This window comes from Psychrosphaera haliotis (assembly GCF_039523615.1).
GTDB classification, from domain to species: domain Bacteria; phylum Pseudomonadota; class Gammaproteobacteria; order Enterobacterales; family Alteromonadaceae; genus Psychrosphaera; species Psychrosphaera haliotis.
Genome location: NZ_BAAAFQ010000004.1, coordinates 440,418 through 462,038 on the forward strand (window position 1 = coordinate 440,418; position 21,621 = coordinate 462,038).

Sequence of the window (21,621 nt, forward strand, 5' to 3'; positions counted from 1 at the left end):
TGCTTAAATCTTACTCTTGATTAAATAAAGACGTTAGTGCCCATTTGATTTAACAACAATGTTTATGTGCCCTTCGCTGTTTTGACTGGACTCTTGCCCGCTCCCTTTATTAGGCCAAACAGTTGCTTCGCAATACTTTCATATGCCTCACCTTTTATAACTCTGTTTTCCATGCTGTCTTCATGCGAGCCTGAACGCGTGCCAGATTCGAAATAGACGTTATAACTGTACGTCGACATTACTGAATCTACTTGCGCTTTAAAGTACTCCACTTCATAGGGAGCCCTAAGACTGACAAAAACAGTCTGTAAACCAAGTGATTTTGCTTTTTTGAACAGCGCCATATATCGCGCATTTTTTTGATTAGTCGATATCGAACGTAATTGGCGTCGTTCCGCTTGGTCTACACCAACCATTTCGTAAGGTGATTGTTTGGGCGATATAGAACCTATCAGCAAACCATCAAATTTTGCACCATGACTTAAAGAACCAGTATTTTTAGACTGTGAGTGAATCAACGCAGCCTCGGATAAGCAGGTTAATTCAACACGTTTTACTTTGGGATTCTTTGTGTTTTTTGCAGCCTGGGCCTCATTAATAGCATTTGAAAAAGCCTCACACTTGCCTGAGTCCGGCATAACCGACAGCAATCGATAAATAGCATTATCTCGATTTTGTTTTGTTTCCTGACGATAAATAGCTAAATGACCATTACCTTTTAATACAGTCAGGCTTTTATCTGAAAGTTGTTGGTGAAGTCCTTTGTTTTGTAGTTGCTGGCCTTTCTCTTTGTTATGCAATTGCTGGTCTTGCGGCTCTTGGGCTTTAGTTTTGAGTTTCAATTTAGTCACTAGAATGGACTGATACGAATACCATAATTCTTGTTTATTTATATCGCCCTTCAGTACTTTATCTTTTAGTTTTGTTATTAAATGGGTAAAGGCGTTTATTTGCGATGGACTATCAATCACCATTGGCATTAACGCGACATCAATACCAGCGTTAAAGGTTTCAGTTACTGCTTGTTCTGCAGTGAAGTGTTTAGCAATTGCTCCCATATCCAACGCGTCAGAAATGACTAAGCCTCTAAAGCCATATTCTTTTTTTAACAGTCCCGTGATAATTTTTCTTGATAATGTTGCTGGCCTGGTGATCTGCAAACCCGCTTTTGAGGTGATTTGGCTATTGTCCAATGCTGGAAACTGAATGTGCGCAGACATAATAAAATCCACTGCATTTGTTTCGCTCAAATAACGAAATGGAGGTAGCTCTACTTTTTCCAACTCTTGGCGCGGCGATATCACTGCAGACAAACCTGAATGACTGTCTATTGACGTATTTCCGTGACCTGGGAAATGTTTTGCTGTTGTTAATATATTAGCGTGACGCATGCCTTCAGACATAGCTTGTCCAAGCACACCCACAACCTTTGGGTTGTCACCAAAGGAACGCACGTTTATCACTGGGTTGTTGGGGTTATTATTAACATCTACATTAGGAGCAAAGTTTAAATTGAAGCCTAACTGGTGAAGTTGCTGTCCAATGGCCTGTCCAACTTCGTTTGCATAGTCAGCTTTATGTGAATGGTAAGTAGCTCCAATCGCCATGTTTCCAGAGAACGCCGCATACTCAACTCTTGGTAACCGAGCGACACGCCCACCTTCTTGATCAATGCCAATAAACAAGGGCAAACTCGACTTTGACTGCGACGCAGCCAGTTGAAACTCTTGGTTTAACTGTGTGACTTGTTGGGTGTTTTGAATGTTCTCAGAAAATAAAATAACGCCACCAATACCAGACTCTCGAATAAAGCGTTTTATTTCCGGATTTAATACCACTAATGGTTCAGTGCAGTGTTTTTTCTTTTGTTCACAGTAAAACCTAAAGTCCAACATCATTTTTTGCGCTAAAGCAGTTTTGATCCAATCGTTTGAATCTGGCATGGCTTTAAAACCGTGACGCTTTTCAGTTGCTTCCGCTTTAGTAAATGAACTACAAAATAGAGCAATTACGATGAACAAAAAGATATTTTTAATCTGCACTTTATTTACGTTTCCAGTCTGAGGTTTTTTTAGTACATTGTTGTTGCATAACAGGATACCATTTTTATGAAATTTATCATCGGCATAGACGGCGGCGGCACTAAAACCGTCGGACAAATAGTTAACTTATCTAATTCCCAACGCTTTGACGCCACAACAGGCCCTAGCTCACTTTCTCAAGATGTTGAAAAAGCGTCGGAAACATTGTCACACCTAATCACAGATCTTATTCAACAAGCGAATGCTCAAAACGTCAGCGTTGCAATCGGCGTGGCTGGCGGAGGAAACTCAAGTTTAGTTCGTAGGTGCCAAGAGCTCATTATTAATGAAACCGGAATATCACAACTTGCAATAGTAGAAGACTGTGAAACTGCCCTTTTAGGTGCAAAAGGTGCATCACTTAACGACGATGTTGCACTAGTTACTTTAGGGACAGGTTCATTTGTTGCAACTTCACTCGACAATAAAAGCAGTTATTCTGGTGGTTGGGGTTTTCCGGTTGGAGATGAAGGCAGCGGTGCAAAACTTGGTTTTTACTTAGTTAATCATTTTCTAAAAATGTGGGATGCCAGCCAAGCTGAAAACACTGATAACCCGCCACAGAATCAAGACCCTTTATATTCGCTGTTAGTGACAAAACTAGGAGCTAATAAAGATGAAATATTACACCAGTTATCTTCTGCTTCACAAAGTGATTTCTCAAGTTTAGCTCCATTGGCATTCGAGTTTTTTACATCATCAAAACTAGCTAAGGCCGTTTTAAATAAGCATTTACAGGATGTTGTTGAGCTACTGAGTAGCATTAAAAGCCCTGAAATTATATTAACGGGTGGTTTAGCAAGCAATACTCTTGAGCACTTGATAGCGGCGGATCTCATTCCAAACATTACTAAGCGTATTCGCATTATTAAGAGTCCGAGTTTATTAGGCGCGCTTTTAATGGCAGAGAGCATTGACGGCATCGTAAATGATGGCCGCGTTATAAATGGTGACAGTGTAGCTGGCAATAATACGCTAGCAGATTCTGTACAAGAGGCAACTACTCAATCTACGCAAAAAAACGATAACAATTTAACACCTTTAGACAAGCTAGTATCTGAACAACGAAACCCTGCTTCTACTCATTTAGACATCATGAATAGCCAGCAGATTGTTTCCTTGATGAATGCGCAAGACATGTTAGTGCCGCAGGCAATTGAAACTGTTTCAGCAAGCATTGCAGAAGCGATTGATACAATTACCCATTCATTAAATAACAACGGACGTTTAATTTACATGGGCGCTGGTACCAGTGGCCGTTTAGGCGTGCTTGATGCCGTAGAGTGTCCACCAACATTTAGTACAAATCCCAATACCGTTATTGGTTTATTAGCGGGCGGAGAAGGTGCAATGTTTAAAGCCGTTGAAGGTGCGGAGGATAGCGTTGAACTTGGCCAACAGGACCTTGTGAACTTAAACCTAACTGCAGCGGACGTTGTTGTTGGCATAGCCGCAAGTGGACGCACGCCTTATGTCATTGGTGGTTTAAATTATGCGAAGTCATTAGGTTGTCAAACCATCAGCGTCACGTGCAACCCTGTGGCTACCATTAATGATATTGCTAGTATTCCTATTGCAGTTAACTTGGGACCTGAGGTGTTATCAGGCTCAACTAGGCTAAAAGCAGGTAGCGCACAAAAGATGATCCTAAACATGCTAAGTACCGGCACTATGGTGCAATTGGGCAAGTGTTATGAAAATCTTATGGTGGATGTAAAAGCGAGTAATAAAAAACTCGTGAAAAGAGCCTGTCGTATCATAGAACAAGCCTGCGATGTTTCTTTTGAGTATGCTGAGCACTTATTAAATGACGCTCAATACAACGTAAAATTAGCTATTTTAATGCACAAGTCTGGATTAAGTCGTGAACACGCAACGCAACATCTTGCTAATCATAACGGCTTCTTAAGACGCGCTTTGGAAACTCAGTAACAGCACAATCATGAACAACCTAGTACTAAAGGTTCTTATTAAACGTTCTTATTAAAGATTACTTATTAAAGTACTTATTAAAGTACTTATTAAAAATGGAGTTATTTCGTGAAGCATTGGGCACTAATAATTTTTGCTATGTTCTTCTCTATGAACTGCTGGTCCAGTGAAATTGAACCTGGCGAAGCCTTACCTAATGTAACTGCGCCTATTGGCACTGCACTTGATAAAGCTGCACGTAATCAAACAACAGTCATACAAGTTGGGGCAGAACAAATTCAAGCTTACCTTCCTTTGCTCAAAGGCAAGCGAGTAGGACTGGTGGCTAATCAAACTTCTGTCGCCTTTCGGGTTGATGACTTTCTAATTATTGATGTTGATGTTGATGTTGATGTTGATGTTGATGTTGATGTTGATGTTGATGTTGATGTTGATGTTGATGTTGATGTTGATGTTGATGTTGATGTTGATGTTGATGTTGATGTTGATGTTGATGTTGATCAGGCAGAAGCTACACAATATGAAAAAAGCAATCAAGTAACCAACATTCATTTGTTAGATTTATTACTGGCCCACAAAGTTAATGTCACTCACGTTTTTGCACCTGAACACGGTGTCAGAGGTGATCATAGTGATGGCGAAATAGTTAAATCTTCCGTCGATGCCAAGACTGGTATTCCCTTAGTTTCCATTTATGGAAAAAATAAGCGGCCTCCTGCCAAAATAGTTGAGCAACTTGATGTCATTGTTTATGACATTCAGGATGTGGGAGCTCGTTTTTACACTTATATCAATAGCATGTTTTACATGATGCAAGCGGCTCAAGAACAAGGCATTCCTTTTATTGTACTTGATCGACCTAACCCACACCTTCAAAAAGTTGATGGTCCAATGCTTGATCCTGAATTCAGATCCTTTGTTGGATTACTGCCAGTGCCCATGGTTTACGGGTTAACCGTTGGAGAATTGGCGAAAATGATAGTTGGTGAAAACTGGCTAAACACTATTCAACCTCTAACGAAGAACACCATGCCTAAACCACTTGCGTTAACAGTCGTTCCCGTTAATCACTACCAACGTACTTCAAGTTATAACTTACCCATTCCACCAAGCCCAAATTTGCCTAACGCAAAGGCTGTAGAGTTATATCCGTCACTCGTGTTATTTGAAGCCACAACCGTAAGTATTGGTCGAGGTACCTCACTACCCTTTCAAGTTATAGGTCACCCTAAAGTATTTACAGGCGAGTTTACATTCACACCTCGCTCCATCGCTGGCGTGTCTAAATATCCTAAGTGGGAAAATACGCAACTCACAGGCACCAATCTTTCAATAATAAGTGATACAAAGACGGACCCAACGAGCTCAAAGGCGGGTTCAACAAGCTCAAAGTTAAACTTTAGTGGCTTGCATCAATGGAACCTACTTTTTAAGCTCAAAGCTGATAAGAATAAAGGCCTTATCCATCCGCACACTTTTATTGACCGCCCTGCATTTTTTGATAAGTTAGCTGGAACCAGTAGCTTTAGAAAAGCTCTACTAGATGGGGAATCTATCGAAGCTATTAGAAAAGATTGGGCACCAGGGTTAAATCAGTTTTTGATAGACCGACAACCGTATTTAATTTATCGATAAGCCAAATACTATTTTTTAAAAAGCCAACTACAGATTTTTCAATACCTCAGTGCGACTTAAGGATAACCATGCTAAATATTATTGTATTAACAAATATGGATGTTTCGGCGCACTATGCTTTAAATTTGTTACTGCCTGCTATTAATAATCACAATGTCCATATTTTCAAATCAAGCAAAGTAGGCGGAACAAAAAACCTACCCAAAGAACTGGTTGAGCTAGGTCAGTTTGAGTCTAGGCTATTACAATCATCCGATTTTAAAAGTAGTCCACTTCACTCTGCGACCTTACTCGACAATATCAATACACCCGAAGGTTTTGAACAAGTATCAAAATTGAAGCCAGATGTAATTTTATCCATTAGGTTTGGCAAAATATTAAAGAACCCAATTATAAAATTACCTAAGTTTGGTGTGCTCAACTTACATTCAGGCTTGTTACCCGAGTTTAAAGGCGTAATGGCGACGTTTTGGGGAATGTTAAATACAAATGAAAAACAAGTAGAGTCAAAAGTGGGTCTTAAAAATGACCTTATCGGCGCTACCATTCACAGTATTGACGACGCCTCTATTGATACAGGAAAAATCATTAGTCGAATACCAGTCGAGATAGAGCGTTCAAGGTCATATTGGTGGAATGTTTTAAACGTCTATAAGTACAGTGTGCCTGAATTAGTGAAGGCTATACAAAGCATCGAAGACGGTAGAAAACTTAATGGTAGTCCTCAAAAGGATGAGGGAGACTACTTTAGTTATCCAACTGAAGAAAATATGTTGGCCTTCCATAAAAAAGGGTTCAAACTTTTTGAACCCTCTGTTCTTAGTGACTTTCTAAACGAAACACTTAGCTGATAATCAATAAAACATGAGGCGCCACAACCAGCTGCTATTCAAGTAATCTTCACAACTTCTTAATTGTGTTGCGTAGCGCTTAGCTCGACTATCAACTTTATTTGCTACACGAACTAACCAAGCTTTTTTCCTGTAGGTTTTGCGTTTGTATCCACCCCAACCTTCGTGATAATTCAAATATTGGTTTTTCGCATCCCATTTCGACACTTTATTCAATCGATTAGTTTTAGCGGTATACCAGCCCATAAAATCAATGGCATCTTCAAAGTCAGAGCGACTACTCCATGAGTTTCCAGACTCTTTAACGTACTCATCCCATGTTACGGTTTTAGCCTGGGAATAACCATAGGCAGAGCTAGCTCGACCAATTGGTATAAAGCCTAAAAAATATTCCATAGGCGGCGCTGCGTCAGCTTTAAAAGAGCTCTCTTGATACATCATTGCCATAACAACATGAATAGGCGTTCCCCACCTATCATTCATATCGTTTGCGTCATCCCACCAGTCTTCTCTTTCTTTAAATATTTCGCATACATTTGAGATATTTTTAGGTTGAGGGGTAACACAACCGCTAACTAATATTGTTAAAATTAAAATAATGACACTTTTTTTCATTTTAATTGAACTTTCCTGCTGAAACCTGTCAAACGTTACAGTAACAGATTTTTCCCTGAGTTTTGTTGTTGTTTGACGAGTAAATTATTATTTGCTCGTTTTTTTTTGCCTGCGATTTAGTAACGCTAAAATCGAAGTTGGTAAAATAATATGAATTAAATACTAAGTTTAATAGTTCTTTAAATCATGAGGTTATGAATATAATTAAATTAAATCGGAATTAATTGAAGATTCTAAGAACTTTTTTGTTTAGAGGTGTCTAACATAGTGAAAGCAGTTTTTTTCATTCCCTGGAAGTTGTTGTTATTTTAGCGAGCATATCATTTTGCTCGCTTTTTTTTGTCTGAAGTTTGAGAACGGCCGCTAAACCTTAACAGCAAAATACTTTTCTAAGAATTCGTCAAATGACACTTTGTCATTCGCTTCAATTTCTTTTCGCGTTTTAATTGAATCTATCCCTTCAGCCAATAACAAATCAGGCGTAAAAATACTTGGGCTATGCTCCGCGTGTTTTTGTTTGTACTCGTCTGCTAACGCTAAGGCGTAATAACCATTATCCGTATTTTTATTTAATAACGTATCTAGTAATTGCCCTGACAAGGTTTTGCTTGGATCATCTTTACACGCCCAAATAGAACTGATTGCATCGCTGTAATCAGAGCCACCTAAGTGAGCGTCTAACCAGTGAGATATCTCTTTCATTTCGTCAAAAATAGTTGATAACCACTCGTTGCGAGAAATTGCCTCGCCGTGTTTTATAAGCTCTAAATAATCGGCACGACCATTCAAAACAATACGGTCTTGATTTTCTTCCGACTCAGCTTGTTGCTCTTGTGACAATTCATCTTGATCCGTCAATAAACAGAAAAGCATAAAGACATCAATAACTCTCATTTGTTCTTTTGAAATGCCCACTGGAGAGAATGGGTTTACATCCAGCGCTCTAAGTTCAACGTACATGATGCCCCGATTTTCAAGCGCATCTGTTGGTTTCTCACCTGACTTTGCTACCTGCTTAGGACGAACGGGAGCGTAAAGCTCATTTTCAATCTGAAGAATATTATGATTGAGCTGTTTGTACTCTCCATTCTCTTTTACGCCTAGCTTTTTATAATCCAACGATTCCGTGCGAATCGCGATTCGTAACTTTTCGATATATTCTTTTAAACAGCCATACTCAACGTTCAGCGCCGATTGCTCACTATTGGTATAGCCTAAATCACTCATACGTAATGATGTTGCGTGCGGTAGATATACAGAGCCTTTGCCAAGCTTTTCAAATGGGATTGCGCCACCTTTACCTTCAAGGAAAGAACGACACATTGCTGGCGAAGCACCAAATAAATAAGTAACAACCCATACATAACGTTTAATATTTCTTACCATTCTCATGTATTGTTCAGACTGAAACTCGCCTATGCAGCCACCTTTGTACTCGCCTTCTTCTTTCTTAAGTGCAGCCCAAAAGGATTCTGGTAGTGAAAAGTTATAGTGAATACCCGCTATCGCCTGCATCATTGAACCGTAACGATTTTTTAAGCCTTTACGGTAAGTGTGTTTCATTTTACCAACATTTGATTCGCCAAAATAAGCGAGAGGGATCTCATCTTGATTCTCAATAAAACACGGCATGCTCATCGGCCATAACATTTCGTCGCCAATGTGTTGAGAGACAAAATGATGAATATCAAAAAGCTGCGTATACGTTGTATCAATATTATTGGAAGGAGGAGTAATTAACTCCATTAATGCCTCTGAATAATCCGTTGTAATATAAGGATGAGTTAATGTTGCTCCCAACACTTCTGGGTGCTCAACTTGAGATATTTTACCATTTGGTGAAACGCGTAATGTTTCTCTCTCGATACCACGCTTAATGTCTTTTAAAGCGTTAGTAAAATCAACAGAAGATAATTTGTCCAGACGGTTTTTAATGGTAGTCAAAATGCACTCTTTCCTTAACGAATTCAAAATTCAGAATAATCGCTTTTAATGGCGTCATTAGACCTGATTATAAAGGTCTGGCTTTCAATTTATTTAACTTTTTTTGTTTATAAATCAAAAAAGCCATCTTTACGATGGCTTTTTATGCACTCAAGCTAAAGTTTTTAAACTATAGCGATAAAATGCTCGACTATCCAACCCACTTACGTGCGTTTCTAAACATTCTCATCCAAGGGCTATCTTCTAACCACTCATCAGGGTGCCAAGAGTTGCTAACCGTTCTGAATACTCGCTCAGGGTGCGGCATCATAATTGTGACACGGCCATCATTAGTAGTTAATGATGTAATACCTTCTGGCGAACCATTTGGATTAGCTGGGTATGTCGTGGTTTTTTCGCCACGGTTATCTACATACTGCATAGCAACTGTGTTTGACGACAACGCCTCAGCAACTGATTGTTCCGACGTAAATTCAGCTCTACCTTCACCATGTGATACAGCGATTGGCATTTGCGAACCTTCCATACCTTGGAACAAAATAGACGGTGATGGTTGAATTTCTACCAGACTAAAGCGAGCTTCAAAGCGTTCTGATTTATTATTCACAAATCGAGGCCAGTGATCAGCACCAGGAATTAGTGAACGTAAATTAGACATCATCTGACAACCATTACATACACCTAAACTAAAGGTGTCATCACGATGGAAGAATGCTTTAAATTGAGCAGATAAATCATCATTAAACAGAATTGACTTAGCCCAGCCTTCGCCTGCACCTAATACGTCACCGTATGAGAAGCCGCCACAAGCCACTAAACCAACAAAAGACTCGAGCTTAATACGACCCGATTGTAAGTCACTCATGTGTACGTCAATGGCATCAAAACCAGCGCGGTTAAAGGCAGCCGCCATTTCTACATGTGAGTTAACGCCCTGCTCTCGTAAAATAGCAACTCGAGGTCCGTTTCCATTACTTTTAGCAATAAATGGAGCTGCAACATCTTCATTAATATCAAACGTTAAACTTGCGCTTAAACCTGGGTCTTGAGTATCAAACTTAGCATCATGCTCTTGCTGAGCGCACTCTGGGTTATCACGCAATGACTGCATTTCAAACGTAGTTTCAGCCCAAATTGTTCTAAAGTGTGTACGAGTATTATTTAATATCTCTTCACCATTTAATGAGAACAACAGTTTATCGTCGGCCGTCACATCGCCAATTACAGATGCATAATCTGTCATGCCGTGGTTGGCAAGTATTGTCATTACTTCGTCAACATTTGACTCGGCAACTTGAATCACTGCACCTAGCTCTTCAGAGAATAAAATGGAAAGTGCATCCGTGCCTAAATTATCTAGGCTTACGTTTGCGCCGGCTTTACCCGCAAAGGCCATTTCAGCTACCGTTGCAAATAATCCACCGTCTGAACGGTCATGATAAGCTAGCAATTTACCAGTAGCACTTAGCGCTTGAACAGAATCAAAGAAACCTTTTAACAGCTCTGGAGCGTCTAAATCCGGTGCGCTTGTACCTAATTGATTATAAACTTGCGCTAAACAACTGGCACCTAAACGGTTTTGCTTGTTGCCTAAGTCAATTAAAATTAACTTTGATGCACCTTGATCTGTTCTCAACTGCGGAGTTAATGTTTTACGAACGTCTTCTACTCTAGAGAACGCTGTAATAACCAATGACAGAGGTGAAGTGACTGACTTATCAGTTCCATCTTCATCTTGCCATTGAGTCTTCATCGACATTGAGTCTTTACCAACTGGAATCGTTAAGTCTAACGCTGGGCATAACTCTTCGCCTACCGCTTTTACCGCTTCATACAAACCAGCGTCTTCACCAGGGTGACCTGCTGCTGACATCCAGTTTGCAGACATTTTTATTCGTTTTAACTCACCAATATTAGCCGCTGCTATATTGGTAATTGACTCAGCTACCGCCATTCGCGCAGAAGCACCATAGTTTAATAATGCAATTGGCGTACGTTCGCCCATCGACATTGCTTCACCATGATAACTATCAAGTGACGCAGTAGTAACAGCCACATCCGCAACAGGGACCTGCCATGGGCCAACCATTTGGTCGCGCGCAACCATGCCAGTTACAGAGCGGTCACCAATGGTGATCAAAAAGGTCTTTTCTGCAACCGTTGGTAAACGCATAATGCGTTCAGCCGCATCTAAAGGAGTAACACCGTTTAAATCTAATGCGCTACCTGCCGTAGTTTTAGATTTAACGTCGCGATGCATTTTAGGCGCTTTACCTAATAAAACGTCTAACGGTAAATCAACAGGTTTGTTATCAAAGTGATCATCAGTTAGCGTTAAATGGCGCTCTTCTGTTGCTTCACCAACCACTGCATATTGTGCACGTTCGCGCTGACAAATTTGCTCAAATTGCTCAAGGTTTTCAGGTGCTACCGCTAATACATAACGCTCTTGTGATTCATTACACCAAATCTCTAGTGGCGACATGCCTGGTTCGTCGTTAGGTACTTTACGTAAATCAAAAATACCGCCACGCTCGCCATCATTTACCAACTCAGGGAAAGCATTTGATAAGCCACCTGCGCCAACATCATGGATAAATGCAATTGGGTTTTTGTCGCCTAATTGCCAACACTTGTCGATAACTTCCTGACAACGTCTTTCCATTTCTGGATTTTCACGTTGTACAGAAGCAAAGTCTAAATCTTCGTTTGACTGACCAGATGCCATAGAACTTGCAGCACCGCCGCCAAGTCCAATATTCATGGCAGGACCACCTAACGCTATAAGTTTAGCGCCAACTGGAATGATTCCTTTTTCTGTGTGTTCACGACGAATATTACCTAAACCACCCGCTAGCATGATTGGCTTGTGGTAACCTCGAACTTCTTCGCCGTTAAAGCTATTCACTTTTTCTTCAAACGTTCTAAAGTAACCTAGGATATTTGGGCGACCAAATTCGTTATTAAACGCAGCACCACCTAGTGGGCCTTCTGTCATAATTTCTAGTGCGTTTACAATTCGGCTAGGTTTGCCAAAATCATTTTCCCACGGTTGTTCAAAACCAGGTATACGTAAATTAGAAACCGTAAAACCAACTAAACCAGCTTTAGGTTTGGAGCCTCGACCTGTGGCACCTTCATCTCTGATTTCACCACCAGAACCTGTTGCGGCTCCTGGGAAAGGCGAGATAGCCGTTGGGTGGTTGTGAGTTTCAACCTTCATAAGAATATCAATATTCTCATGGTGGTATTGATAAGAGCCTGATTCTGGATTTGCGAAAAATCGTCCAGCTTCTGAACCATGCATAACCGCAGCGTTGTCTTTATAAGCTGATGTCACATATTCAGGGTTGTGCTCAAAAGTGTTTTTGATCATTTTGAACAACGACTTAGGCTGTTCAACACCGTCAATTGTCCAATCAGCATTAAATATTTTATGACGACAATGTTCTGAGTTTGCCTGTGCAAACATATATAGCTCAATGTCGTTTGGATTACGTTCTAGTCGCTTAAAGCTCTCAACTAAATAATCAATTTCATCTTCTGCTAACGCTAAACCCATCACTATATTGGCTTGGCTCAACGCTTCGCGTCCGCCCTCTAATATATTAACCGACGTTAACGCTTTTGGAGACTCTTGGTAAAATAATGCACTTGCAGACTCTAACGAATCAAAAACAGATTCTGTCATTCTGTCATGCAGCACTGAATATATCGTTTTGATTTGAGAGTCAGACAAGGAGGAAGTAGGTTCTAGATAATACGCTAAACCGCGTTCGATTCGTTTTACTTTATTGAGGCCGCAATTGTTTGCGATATTTGTTGCTTTAGTTGACCAAGGAGAAATGGTGCCGGGGCGTGGAGTAATTAGGAATAAAGAACCGCTGGGTGGATGAGATTGAATCTTGGGTCCATATTCTAGTAGAGCGTTTAACTTAACTATTTCGGGGTCGGACAATTCAGACTCAAGGTCTGTAAAGTGGACAAACTCCGCATAAATATCTTTAATAGGAAGTCCATGTTGTTTAAACGTAGACAATAACTTGTTGACTCTAAAGTCAGATAAAGCTGGGGCACCACGAAGGATTAACATATGCCAATTCACCATTCATGTTGAAAGGAAAGAAATTAGGCGCGCATTATACCCTCAATTTTTACCAATAAACAGAATTGTGTGGTAGTTTAATACAATAAAAACAAACAATTTTTAGTCAGCAATGTCGGTACCCATATAACTCATGCCAATCCATTTAAAAAAGCACACCTCTTCAACCACTATTAAACATTGCTTTTCGCTCTTGTGTTTTGCCCTTCTTTTTTTGATCTCTGCGTGCAGCGATAACTTTTCAAGCTCTAAACTGCAGGACATAAAAAAAGAAAACGTACTCAAAGTCGGAATCCTTTTTGATCCAGCAAGTTACTATATTGATGCTAGTGGTGCCGCGGGATTTGAATATGAACTAGTTCAAAAATTTGGAGAATACCTCGATGTAAAAATCGAATTAGTACCTAGCTATAACTCCGCAGAACTATTGCCTAAATTAAAGAATGGTCAGGTAGACATTGTGGTGGGCGGCACTGCCTCGCTTTCTAATTCGAATAAAGAATTCAGACTGTCACCTCCTTATTATTTCATTGACCAAAAATTAGTTTTTAAACAGGGCCGTGAAAGACCAAAAAGTTTTGACGAGCTAATTGATCCTATTACCGTTGGGTTTGGCACTGATCACATTGGTGCTATTAAAGAAGCGACTCAAAATTTTCCGCAAGTTAAAGTGGATATAGTTAACAATACTGACCCCACTGAGTTATTAGAGGCTCTCATGGCCGAAGACTTTGCCTTTACTATTGCAGACAGTCACCGACTGGCACTCATGAGACGTTATTATCCAGATATTAGTGTTGCTTTCACTATTAAACAGGACGTGCCTCTTAACTGGTTATTACCTAAAAACGATGACGACTCTTTATTCGCAACCTTGATAGAGTTCTTTGGTGAAATTCACCAAAGTGGCGAGCTAACGGTATTAGAAGATAAATACTTTGGTCACGTTGAGACATTTAATTATGTAGACACTCGTTTATTTATTAGAGCAATCGAAGACGTATTACCTAAATATAAGCCTTGGTTTGAAGAATACTCTGGTGACTTAGACTGGAGACTAATCGCGGCACAAAGCTACCAAGAGTCACATTGGAACCCACGCGCAAAATCCCCCACTGGCGTGCGAGGCATAATGATGCTCACTCAACCCACGGCAAAACAAATGGGCGTTAAATCAAGGCTACATGCAGAGTCAAATATCCGCGGAGGCGCACAATATTTGAATTTACTGATGCAGCGTATTCCAAAAAGAATCAGTGAATCAGACCGACCTTGGTTTGCATTGGCAGCATATAACTTAGGTTGGGGTCATGTACAAGACGGCCGCCGCATTACAGAACAATTTGATGGTGACCCTGACAAGTGGGTTGACGTAAAACAACACCTGCCTAAACTTAGACAAAAAAAATATTATAAAACAACTCGGTATGGTTTTGCGCGTGGCGATGAAGCGGTAACGTATGTATCAAACATCAGACGTTACTATGACACATTAAACTGGATTGAAGACCAAGCGATTCAAAAAGAGCTCATAGAGAAAAACATAGAACAACAAAAAGAACAGGCCAATGAAGAGCTCGATGAAGAACAAACCGAAAAGCCCGATGAAAATATAAACCAATAAGTAAATGATGTAACACCCATGCAATAATTAGATGTTACACTGCCCGGTAATACATACGATTGAATTAGTACTTCCTAGGACAAAAATGATTAAAAGAAGACGTACCTTTGGCTTAACAAAAGCAAACAAATTTATCGACCGAACTCGCCGTCGCGTTGCTCGTAAAGGTACTAAAAAAGCCATTGTTAACCGCCGAATAAAACAAGCTAATACTTTGTTTGATGAAGCGTTAGAAAGAGAAAACGACTAACCTTCGTTAAGCTTACGCTTATTTAATTTATCGGCTTTTTTCTCTGCCCTACGCTTTTTAAAAAAGGCAGACAACATTCTGCTGCATTCTTCCTCTAAAACGCCACCCATAGACTCTACAATATGGTTATGGCTTTCGTGCTCAAGTAACTTCATTACGCTCTCAACTGCGCCTGTTTTATAATCTTTAGCACCATAAACTAACCTGCTTACTCGAGCGTGGACCATTGAGCCTGAACACATTACGCAAGGCTCTAAAGTAACGTAAAGCGTAGTATCAACTAATCTATAATTTGAACAAACTTCACCGGCGGCTCTCAGCGCCATCACTTCTGCATGTGCAGTTGGATCATTCAAAGCAATGGCTTGATTATAACCTTCTGCTATTATTTCTCCGTTACGCACCAATAAAGCCCCAACAGGTATCTCGCCTATTGCTTCCGCTTTTTTTGCGAGTTGAAGTGCATGACGCATAAACATCTCATCTTTGGAATTTATAGCATTAGAATTTTCATTAGTGATGGTCATATTTAGCTCAAGTGGCGAAAACGGTTAAAATTTAAATCAATTAATCAAAAAGTGGCTAAGCTTACACTGGTACAATTATAGAAAACAGAAATAATCAATAAAAACAGAATCTTAACAAGTGGCACAATAGTTGGTTCTTGCTAAGTATAAGTTTATCAATTACAACTATATATTCATATTCAACAAGGAAATTAATTATGTCTTCTATGCCCTTCATCGTTGCTATTGTCGCTATCATTGGTGGTTTACTTTACTCGGCCTACGAGCAGAAAGTTAAATTACAGCTGGCAAAAGAAAAAAATAAAACATCTGAGCACGAAGAAAATTTAGCAAAAGAAGTCGCACTCTTAAAAGAACGAATTGTTGTATTGGAAAAGATTGTAACGGATAAGAATTACTCATTAAAAGACGAAATTGATTCGTTGAACAAAGCAAGTTAAGTCCCTTGACTGCAAGCATTACTTAAGGAGTAAGTATGAAGTTTTTATATAGAATACTATTACCAATCGGCTTAATTTTGGCGGCACTTATGTGTTATCGGGTTGGAGCAGTTCAAGGGTCTATTGCATTTTTTGCTATTGGTATTTTGTTTGAAATTGGCTTTTGGTCACGAGTCTTCCCCAGCCGTTCCTCTTCTAAAAATAAAAAAGGCGCTTCATAAAGCGCCTTTTTCGTTACAAGTGAATATCAAGCACACTCAACGTGAACTATTCCCATTCAATCGTTGCCGGTGGTTTACCACTGATGTCGTAAACAACTCGTGAAATACCATCTATTTCATTAATAATACGGTTCGACACTTTACCTAAGAAATCATATGGTAAATGAGCCCAATGCGCTGTCATGAAGTCAATGGTTTCTACAGCTCTTAAGCTAACAACCCAGTCATACTTACGACCGTCGCCCATTACACCAACAGAACGAACAGGTAAGAAAACAGTGAATGCTTGACTAACTTTATTGTAAAGATCGGCTGCGTGTAGCTCTTCAATAAAAATAGCATCAGCACGACGTAGCAAATCTGCGTATTCCTTTTTAACTTCACCTAAAATACGAACACCTAAACCTGGCCCTGGGAAAGGATGACGGTATAGCATGTCATATGGTAAACCAAGTTCTAAACCAATCTTACGTACTTCGTCTTTAAACAATTCACGTAACGGCTCAACTAAGCCCATTTTCATGTGTTCTGGCAAGCCACCAACATTATGATGAGACTTAATAACATGCGCTTTACCAGTTGCAGAGGCAGCAGATTCAATAACATCAGGGTATATTGTGCCCTGAGCTAGCCATTTCGCATTTTCTAACTTAGATGCTTCTTCATCAAAAACTTCAACAAAAACGTTGCCTATGATTTTACGTTTTTTCTCAGGATCGTTTTCGCCTTCCAATCTATCTAAAAAGCGTTTTTCAGCATTTACATGTATGATATTTAAACCAAAATGATCGCCAAACATATCCATGACTTGTTGACCTTCGTTCAGTCTCAACAAACCGTTATCTACAAATACACAAGTTAGCTGTTTACCAATAGCTCTATGTAAAAGCATTGCAACAACTGAAGAGTCAACGCCACCAGAAAGACCTAAAATAACTTGGTCATCACCAACTTGCTTCTTCATTTTCTCAATAGCGTCTTCAATAATAGAAGCTGATGTCCATAGCTTTTCACAACCACTGATATTACAAACAAAGTTTTCTAGTAAACGAAGACCTTGTTTGGTGTGTGTTACTTCAGGGTGGAATTGAACACCATAAAAGCGCTTTTCTTCATTCGACATAATTGCATAAGGACAACTGTCTGTTTTAGCAATTGTGCTAAAGCCAGCTGGAATTGCACTTACTTTGTCGCCATGACTCATCCACACATCAAGCATTGAGTTGCCTGCAGAGTTTATTGAATCTTCAATGTTTTTAAGCAACGCAGACTCTTTTACCACTTCTACGCTGGCATAACCGAACTCTCGTTCCATTGATATTTCAACGGCTCCGCCTAATTGCTGAGACATTGTTTGCATGCCATAACAAATACCAAGCACTGGTACTCCGGCATTAAATACATATTCTGGAGCTCTAGGTGAGTTGTGTTCAGTTACTGACTCTGGACCACCGGCTAAAATAATACCGTTTGGTGCAAACTCTTTGATTTGTTCTTCTGTAACATCCCATGCCCATAATTCGCAGTAAACGCCGATTTCACGCACGCGACGAGCGATAAGTTGAGTATATTGGGAGCCAAAATCTAAAATTAAAATTTTATGCTGGTGAATGTCTTTCTCTATGGACATGTTTTAGCCTTTTAATTGCTGGTTAGCGAGAGGTGCTAACTCGGTGTAAAAAGACCGAGCTAAAAAAGCTCGGCCATTATTAAATACTTCTATTTAGTTTAGCCTATTGAAAAGCATCAATATAAAAACCTAACCTAAACGATAGTTTGGAGCTTCTTTAGTAATTTGTACGTCATGAACATGAGACTCACCCATACCCGCTGAAGTAACACGTACAAATTGAGGTTTAGTATTCATTTCATGAATAGTTGCACTGCCAGTTAATCCCATTGCAGAGCGGATACCACCAAGTTGTTGGTGAATAATATTCTCAATCGGGCCTTTGTAAGCAACGCGACCTTCAATACCCTCTGGAACTAACTTTTCATTGCTGTCTGACTTTTGGAAGTAGCGATCTGAAGAACCATGACTTTGGTTCATGGCGCCTAAGCTACCCATACCTCGGTACGACTTGTAATAACGACCTTGATAAAGCTCAACTTCACCAGGCGCTTCTTCAGTGCCCGCTAACATTGAACCAACCATTACGCAGCTTGCACCAGCTACCAATGCCTTTGAAATATCACCTGAGAATCGAATGCCGCCATCAGCAATAACTGGAATATCTTTACCAGCAACAGCTTCTACTGCATCTGCAATAGCGGTAATTTGTGGTACACCACAACCGGTAACAATACGAGTAGTACAAATTGAACCTGGGCCAATGCCTACTTTTACAGCATTAACACCCGCTTCAACTAACGCTAGAGCGCCATCAGCTGTTGCGACGTTACCGCCTACAATTTGTAAATCTGGATAATTTTCACGTGTCCACTTAACACGCTCCAACACACCTTGAGAGTGTCCATGTGAAGTGTCAATCAACAACACATCAACACCTGCTTTAACAAGTGCTTCTATACGTTCATCTGTGCCTGGGCCAACCCCAACTGCAGCACCAACACGCAAACTACCAAGCTCATCTTTACAAGCATTTGGTTTGCTATCTGCTTTTTGAAAGTCTTTAACGGTGATCATGCCTTTAAGTTTAAACGCATCATCTACAACTAAAATCTTTTCAATTCTGTGTTCATGCATTAACGCCATAACAGCATCGCGCGCCGCCGCTTCATGCACGGTGACAAGCTTTTCTTTTGGCGTCATTACAGAACTAACTTTTGCTTTTAAGTTTGTTTCAAAGCGTAAATCACGACCGGTAACAATACCTTCAAGGTTGTTATCACCATCAACTACCGGAAAGCCAGAAAAACCATGCTCATGAGCAAGTTTCATGACTTCACCAAGAGTGATTTGAGAGGAAACAGTAACAGGGTCAGAAACAACGCCGCTTTCAAACTTTTTAACACGACGAACTTCATTCGCCTGCGCTTGAATTGACATATTCTTGTGGATAAATCCGATGCCGCCTTCTTGAGCTAATGCAATCGCTAAACGGCTTTCCGTTACAGTATCCATCGCTGAGGATACCATAGGGATATTCAACTCAATTTTTTGAGTCAAGCGTGTTTTTAAATTGGCTTCGTGAGGAAGAACGGTGGAGTGACCTGGAACTAATAAAACGTCGTCAAACGTTAGGGCTTCTTTGACTATCCGCAACATGGCAATTGGTACCTTACATGAAAAGTAGATGGAGTATGTTGCGGTCGCATTTTAATTGAAAAGTTACGGTTCGTAAACCAATATTTCACTTATTTATGAGGTAAGAATGATAAAAATACCGAAAAACATCAATATTTAAAAATTGGACCAACAGGCTATTACTTCCTAGTTGATCCAATTCTGTCAAAGGGTTGCGTGTATATCCACTTTTAGTGTTTTAAGTGGGTTTCTAAAAACACCGTCATTTCACGATAGAGCGTTTGCTGGCTTTCATTGTCATCAAAAAAGTGTGTGCCATTTTTAATTTCTACATATTTAACATCTATTTTTCGCTTTGCTTCGTCATAGAATGACTCTGACTGATTGTAATCAACTCGCGTATCTTTATTCCCATGAATTAATAAAATAGGCGCTGTGATTTTATCAATATAGTTTATGGCTGAAACCTCATCCAACTTTTCTACAGCCTCTTCGTCTGTAACATCCACTATGTGACCTGTATAAAAACCAAAGTTGTCGCCGTTCATTACCATTGTTTTAAGGTCAGATAAGCCTGCAATACTTACAACACAGTCAAATCGCTCGGGTTGTTGAAAACTCGCTGTTAACGCAACATAACCACCATAACCACCATAACTGCCTCCTACAATACACGCTTTATCACGAGAAACTCGATTGGTCCCAATTACCCAATCCATCGCGTCATAAACGTCTTGTTGCATGCGTTTTCCCCATTGAAAGTAACCTGCAGTTTCAAAGTCATTCCCAAAGCCGGCAGAACCACGGAAGTTAACTTGTAAAACGGCATACCCCATTGATACAAAATACTGTAACTGAGGGTCAAAGTACTTATAATCTCGGGCGTGTGGGCCACCATGCGGATATACGATTAGTGGAGGTTGCTTAACGCCATTCGGCATAGTTAGGTAACCCGTTAGTTCTTGTCCATCTGATGCATTAAACGAATAATTCTCTACCGACGAAAATGGCTTATTTGCTAAAGCCGGATAAGTTCGAACCCAAGCACCACCTTTTTTAGCGGCTAAATCAAAATGAACATAAAGGGTTGGTTGATTGTCGCTTTGCTTTGCAACCAATACCTTTGTTTTGTCTATACTGCGGCTAACAAGCGTCACCTGCTCAGCGTTTAACATTTTAGAGAAGTTTTTTTCAAATGCCGCGTCTGCTGGGTCGAAATACAGTTTTTTAGAATAGTCGTCACTATAGTATCCTCCAATCAGCTCTCCTTCGCCGTTGTTAATACCACCCGTGATGTCAAAAACGGGATGACTTAGTACCATAGATTCAAATTCACCTAAGGCGATATCATAAAGCCAAATAGACTCACGTCTTACTTCCCTATCACTCAAAATATAAGCTTTGTTACCGTCTTTAGTTAAACCAATAACATTAAACGTTTCACCTTTACCGACCACCCGAGTATGAAGTTTAGTTAACTCACTTCCGGCTTTTTCTCGATACCAAATAGTACGCGTGAAAACGTTTTCCTCTCTATCGAAAGCAACGCCGAGCCTAACAACTCCATTTACAGCGCTCCAACTACTAATATCATGTTTATTGTTTTGAACCTTTTGAAACTTTCCAGAACTTAGGTTTACTTTAAAGACTGAATAACCTTCGTCTAACTTATCGTAGGTAGAAACAAGTACATGTTCTTCATCATTTTTAAGTAACGAAACTAGTTTGAAAGTTGTATATTCATACCAACGCTCCTGGGAGAAGCGGCGTTCAGTCAGTGCCACATTACTTTTGTTTTTTACATCAAAAGCATATAAACGACTAACCCGGTAATGTTCGCCTCTAGACCATTGTGGTGAACTGGCTGAAACAATAATGTACTTATTGCCTGACCAACTAATTGAATCTACTCTATCTTTACCAAGCCTCAACGACGCTAAAATATCAAAATCGCGACTCCCAAATGCACTTACACTCACTGTTGGGCCATCTGGAGTATTGTAGATCATAGCGATTTTACTGCCATCTGGGGAAACCCTTGGCTGTTCTACCAATGGGAGTTGTGCGAAGTCGTTCCACTTTTCATCTGCTAGTGCATTTGATACACCAACTAAAAGTAATAATGCGGTAAAGAATTTAAACATATCTATCCCTGTTCTGTTCATTTTTGGCTAATTCATATTTAAGG

15 protein-coding genes are annotated in these 21,621 nt (G+C 39.9%); 7 read left to right on the plus strand and 8 right to left on the minus strand.

The window, feature by feature from the left end:
- Positions 1–62 precede the first annotated feature (62 nt).
- Positions 63–2,042: a glycoside hydrolase family 3 N-terminal domain-containing protein gene (locus ABD009_RS04590; RefSeq protein WP_343823090.1), complete on the minus strand. Its 1,980-nt coding sequence runs from the start codon at positions 2,040–2,042 to the stop codon at positions 63–65.
- Positions 2,043–2,108: 66 nt separating this feature from the next.
- Between ABD009_RS04590 and murQ the strand changes: the two genes are divergently transcribed.
- The 3 genes from murQ (at position 2,109) to ABD009_RS04605 (ending at position 6,499) form a co-directional block, all read left to right on the plus strand.
- Entirely contained in the window at positions 2,109–4,013 is a 1,905-nt protein-coding gene (gene murQ, locus ABD009_RS04595; RefSeq protein ID WP_343823092.1) for an N-acetylmuramic acid 6-phosphate etherase, read from the plus strand.
- Positions 4,014–4,121: 108 nt separating this feature from the next.
- Positions 4,122–5,648: an exo-beta-N-acetylmuramidase NamZ family protein gene (locus ABD009_RS04600; protein ID WP_343823094.1), complete on the plus strand. Its 1,527-nt coding sequence runs from the start codon at positions 4,122–4,124 to the stop codon at positions 5,646–5,648.
- Positions 5,649–5,716: 68 nt separating this feature from the next.
- The gene (locus ABD009_RS04605) at positions 5,717–6,499 is read left to right on the plus strand and encodes a formyl transferase (protein ID WP_343823096.1); all 783 of its coding nucleotides are present in this window, start codon (positions 5,717–5,719) and stop codon (positions 6,497–6,499) included.
- A 3-nt stretch (positions 6,500–6,502) separates the two neighbouring features.
- On the opposite strand, the gene ABD009_RS04610 is transcribed toward ABD009_RS04605, so the two are convergent.
- The 3 genes from ABD009_RS04610 to purL form a co-directional block, all read right to left on the minus strand.
- Positions 6,503–7,114: a transglycosylase SLT domain-containing protein gene (locus ABD009_RS04610; RefSeq protein ID WP_343823098.1), complete on the minus strand. Its 612-nt coding sequence runs from the start codon at positions 7,112–7,114 to the stop codon at positions 6,503–6,505.
- Positions 7,115–7,477: 363 nt separating this feature from the next.
- Positions 7,478–9,058 (minus strand): glutamate--cysteine ligase, encoded by a 1,581-nt coding sequence (gene gshA / locus ABD009_RS04615; RefSeq protein WP_343823100.1) that lies wholly within the window; start codon positions 9,056–9,058, stop codon positions 7,478–7,480.
- Positions 9,059–9,248: 190 nt separating this feature from the next.
- Entirely contained in the window at positions 9,249–13,151 is a 3,903-nt protein-coding gene (purL, locus tag ABD009_RS04620; protein ID WP_343823102.1) for a phosphoribosylformylglycinamidine synthase, read from the minus strand.
- A gap of 145 nt (positions 13,152–13,296) precedes the next feature.
- Here purL and mltF point away from each other — a divergent pair, with 145 nt between their 5' ends.
- The gene (gene mltF / locus ABD009_RS04625) at positions 13,297–14,787 is read left to right on the plus strand and encodes a membrane-bound lytic murein transglycosylase MltF (protein ID WP_343823104.1); all 1,491 of its coding nucleotides are present in this window, start codon (positions 13,297–13,299) and stop codon (positions 14,785–14,787) included.
- 85 nt (positions 14,788–14,872) lie between these two features.
- On the plus strand, positions 14,873–15,037 hold the full coding sequence (locus tag ABD009_RS04630) for a hypothetical protein (RefSeq protein ID WP_155695613.1): 165 nt from the start codon (positions 14,873–14,875) through the stop codon (positions 15,035–15,037).
- Here ABD009_RS04630 and tadA read toward each other — a convergent pair.
- Positions 15,034–15,564 carry a tRNA adenosine(34) deaminase TadA gene (gene tadA, locus ABD009_RS04635; protein WP_343823106.1) on the minus strand — a complete coding sequence of 177 codons (531 nt, stop codon included), beginning with the start codon at positions 15,562–15,564 and terminating at the stop codon, positions 15,034–15,036. The two genes, ABD009_RS04630 and tadA, sit on opposite strands and share 4 nt — an antisense overlap.
- A gap of 197 nt (positions 15,565–15,761) precedes the next feature.
- Here tadA and ABD009_RS04640 point away from each other — a divergent pair, with 197 nt between their 5' ends.
- Both ABD009_RS04640 and ABD009_RS04645 read left to right on the plus strand, forming a co-directional pair.
- On the plus strand, positions 15,762–16,004 hold the full coding sequence (locus tag ABD009_RS04640) for a hypothetical protein (RefSeq protein WP_343823107.1): 243 nt from the start codon (positions 15,762–15,764) through the stop codon (positions 16,002–16,004).
- A 35-nt stretch (positions 16,005–16,039) separates the two neighbouring features.
- Entirely contained in the window at positions 16,040–16,225 is a 186-nt protein-coding gene (locus tag ABD009_RS04645) for a hypothetical protein (RefSeq protein ID WP_155695615.1), read from the plus strand.
- Between the two features lie 46 nt (positions 16,226–16,271).
- On the opposite strand, the gene guaA is transcribed toward ABD009_RS04645, so the two are convergent.
- The 3 genes from guaA to ABD009_RS04660 all read right to left on the minus strand — a co-directional run bounded on the left by guaA (position 16,272) and on the right by ABD009_RS04660 (position 21,577).
- Positions 16,272–17,855 (minus strand): glutamine-hydrolyzing GMP synthase, encoded by a 1,584-nt coding sequence (guaA, locus tag ABD009_RS04650; RefSeq protein WP_343823108.1) that lies wholly within the window; start codon positions 17,853–17,855, stop codon positions 16,272–16,274.
- A gap of 129 nt (positions 17,856–17,984) precedes the next feature.
- Positions 17,985–19,454, minus strand: coding sequence for an IMP dehydrogenase (guaB, locus tag ABD009_RS04655; RefSeq protein WP_343823110.1), 1,470 nt, complete (start codon positions 19,452–19,454; stop codon positions 17,985–17,987).
- A gap of 209 nt (positions 19,455–19,663) precedes the next feature.
- Positions 19,664–21,577, minus strand: coding sequence for an alpha/beta hydrolase family protein (locus ABD009_RS04660; protein ID WP_343823112.1), 1,914 nt, complete (start codon positions 21,575–21,577; stop codon positions 19,664–19,666).
- Between the last annotated feature and the right edge of the window lie 44 nt (positions 21,578–21,621).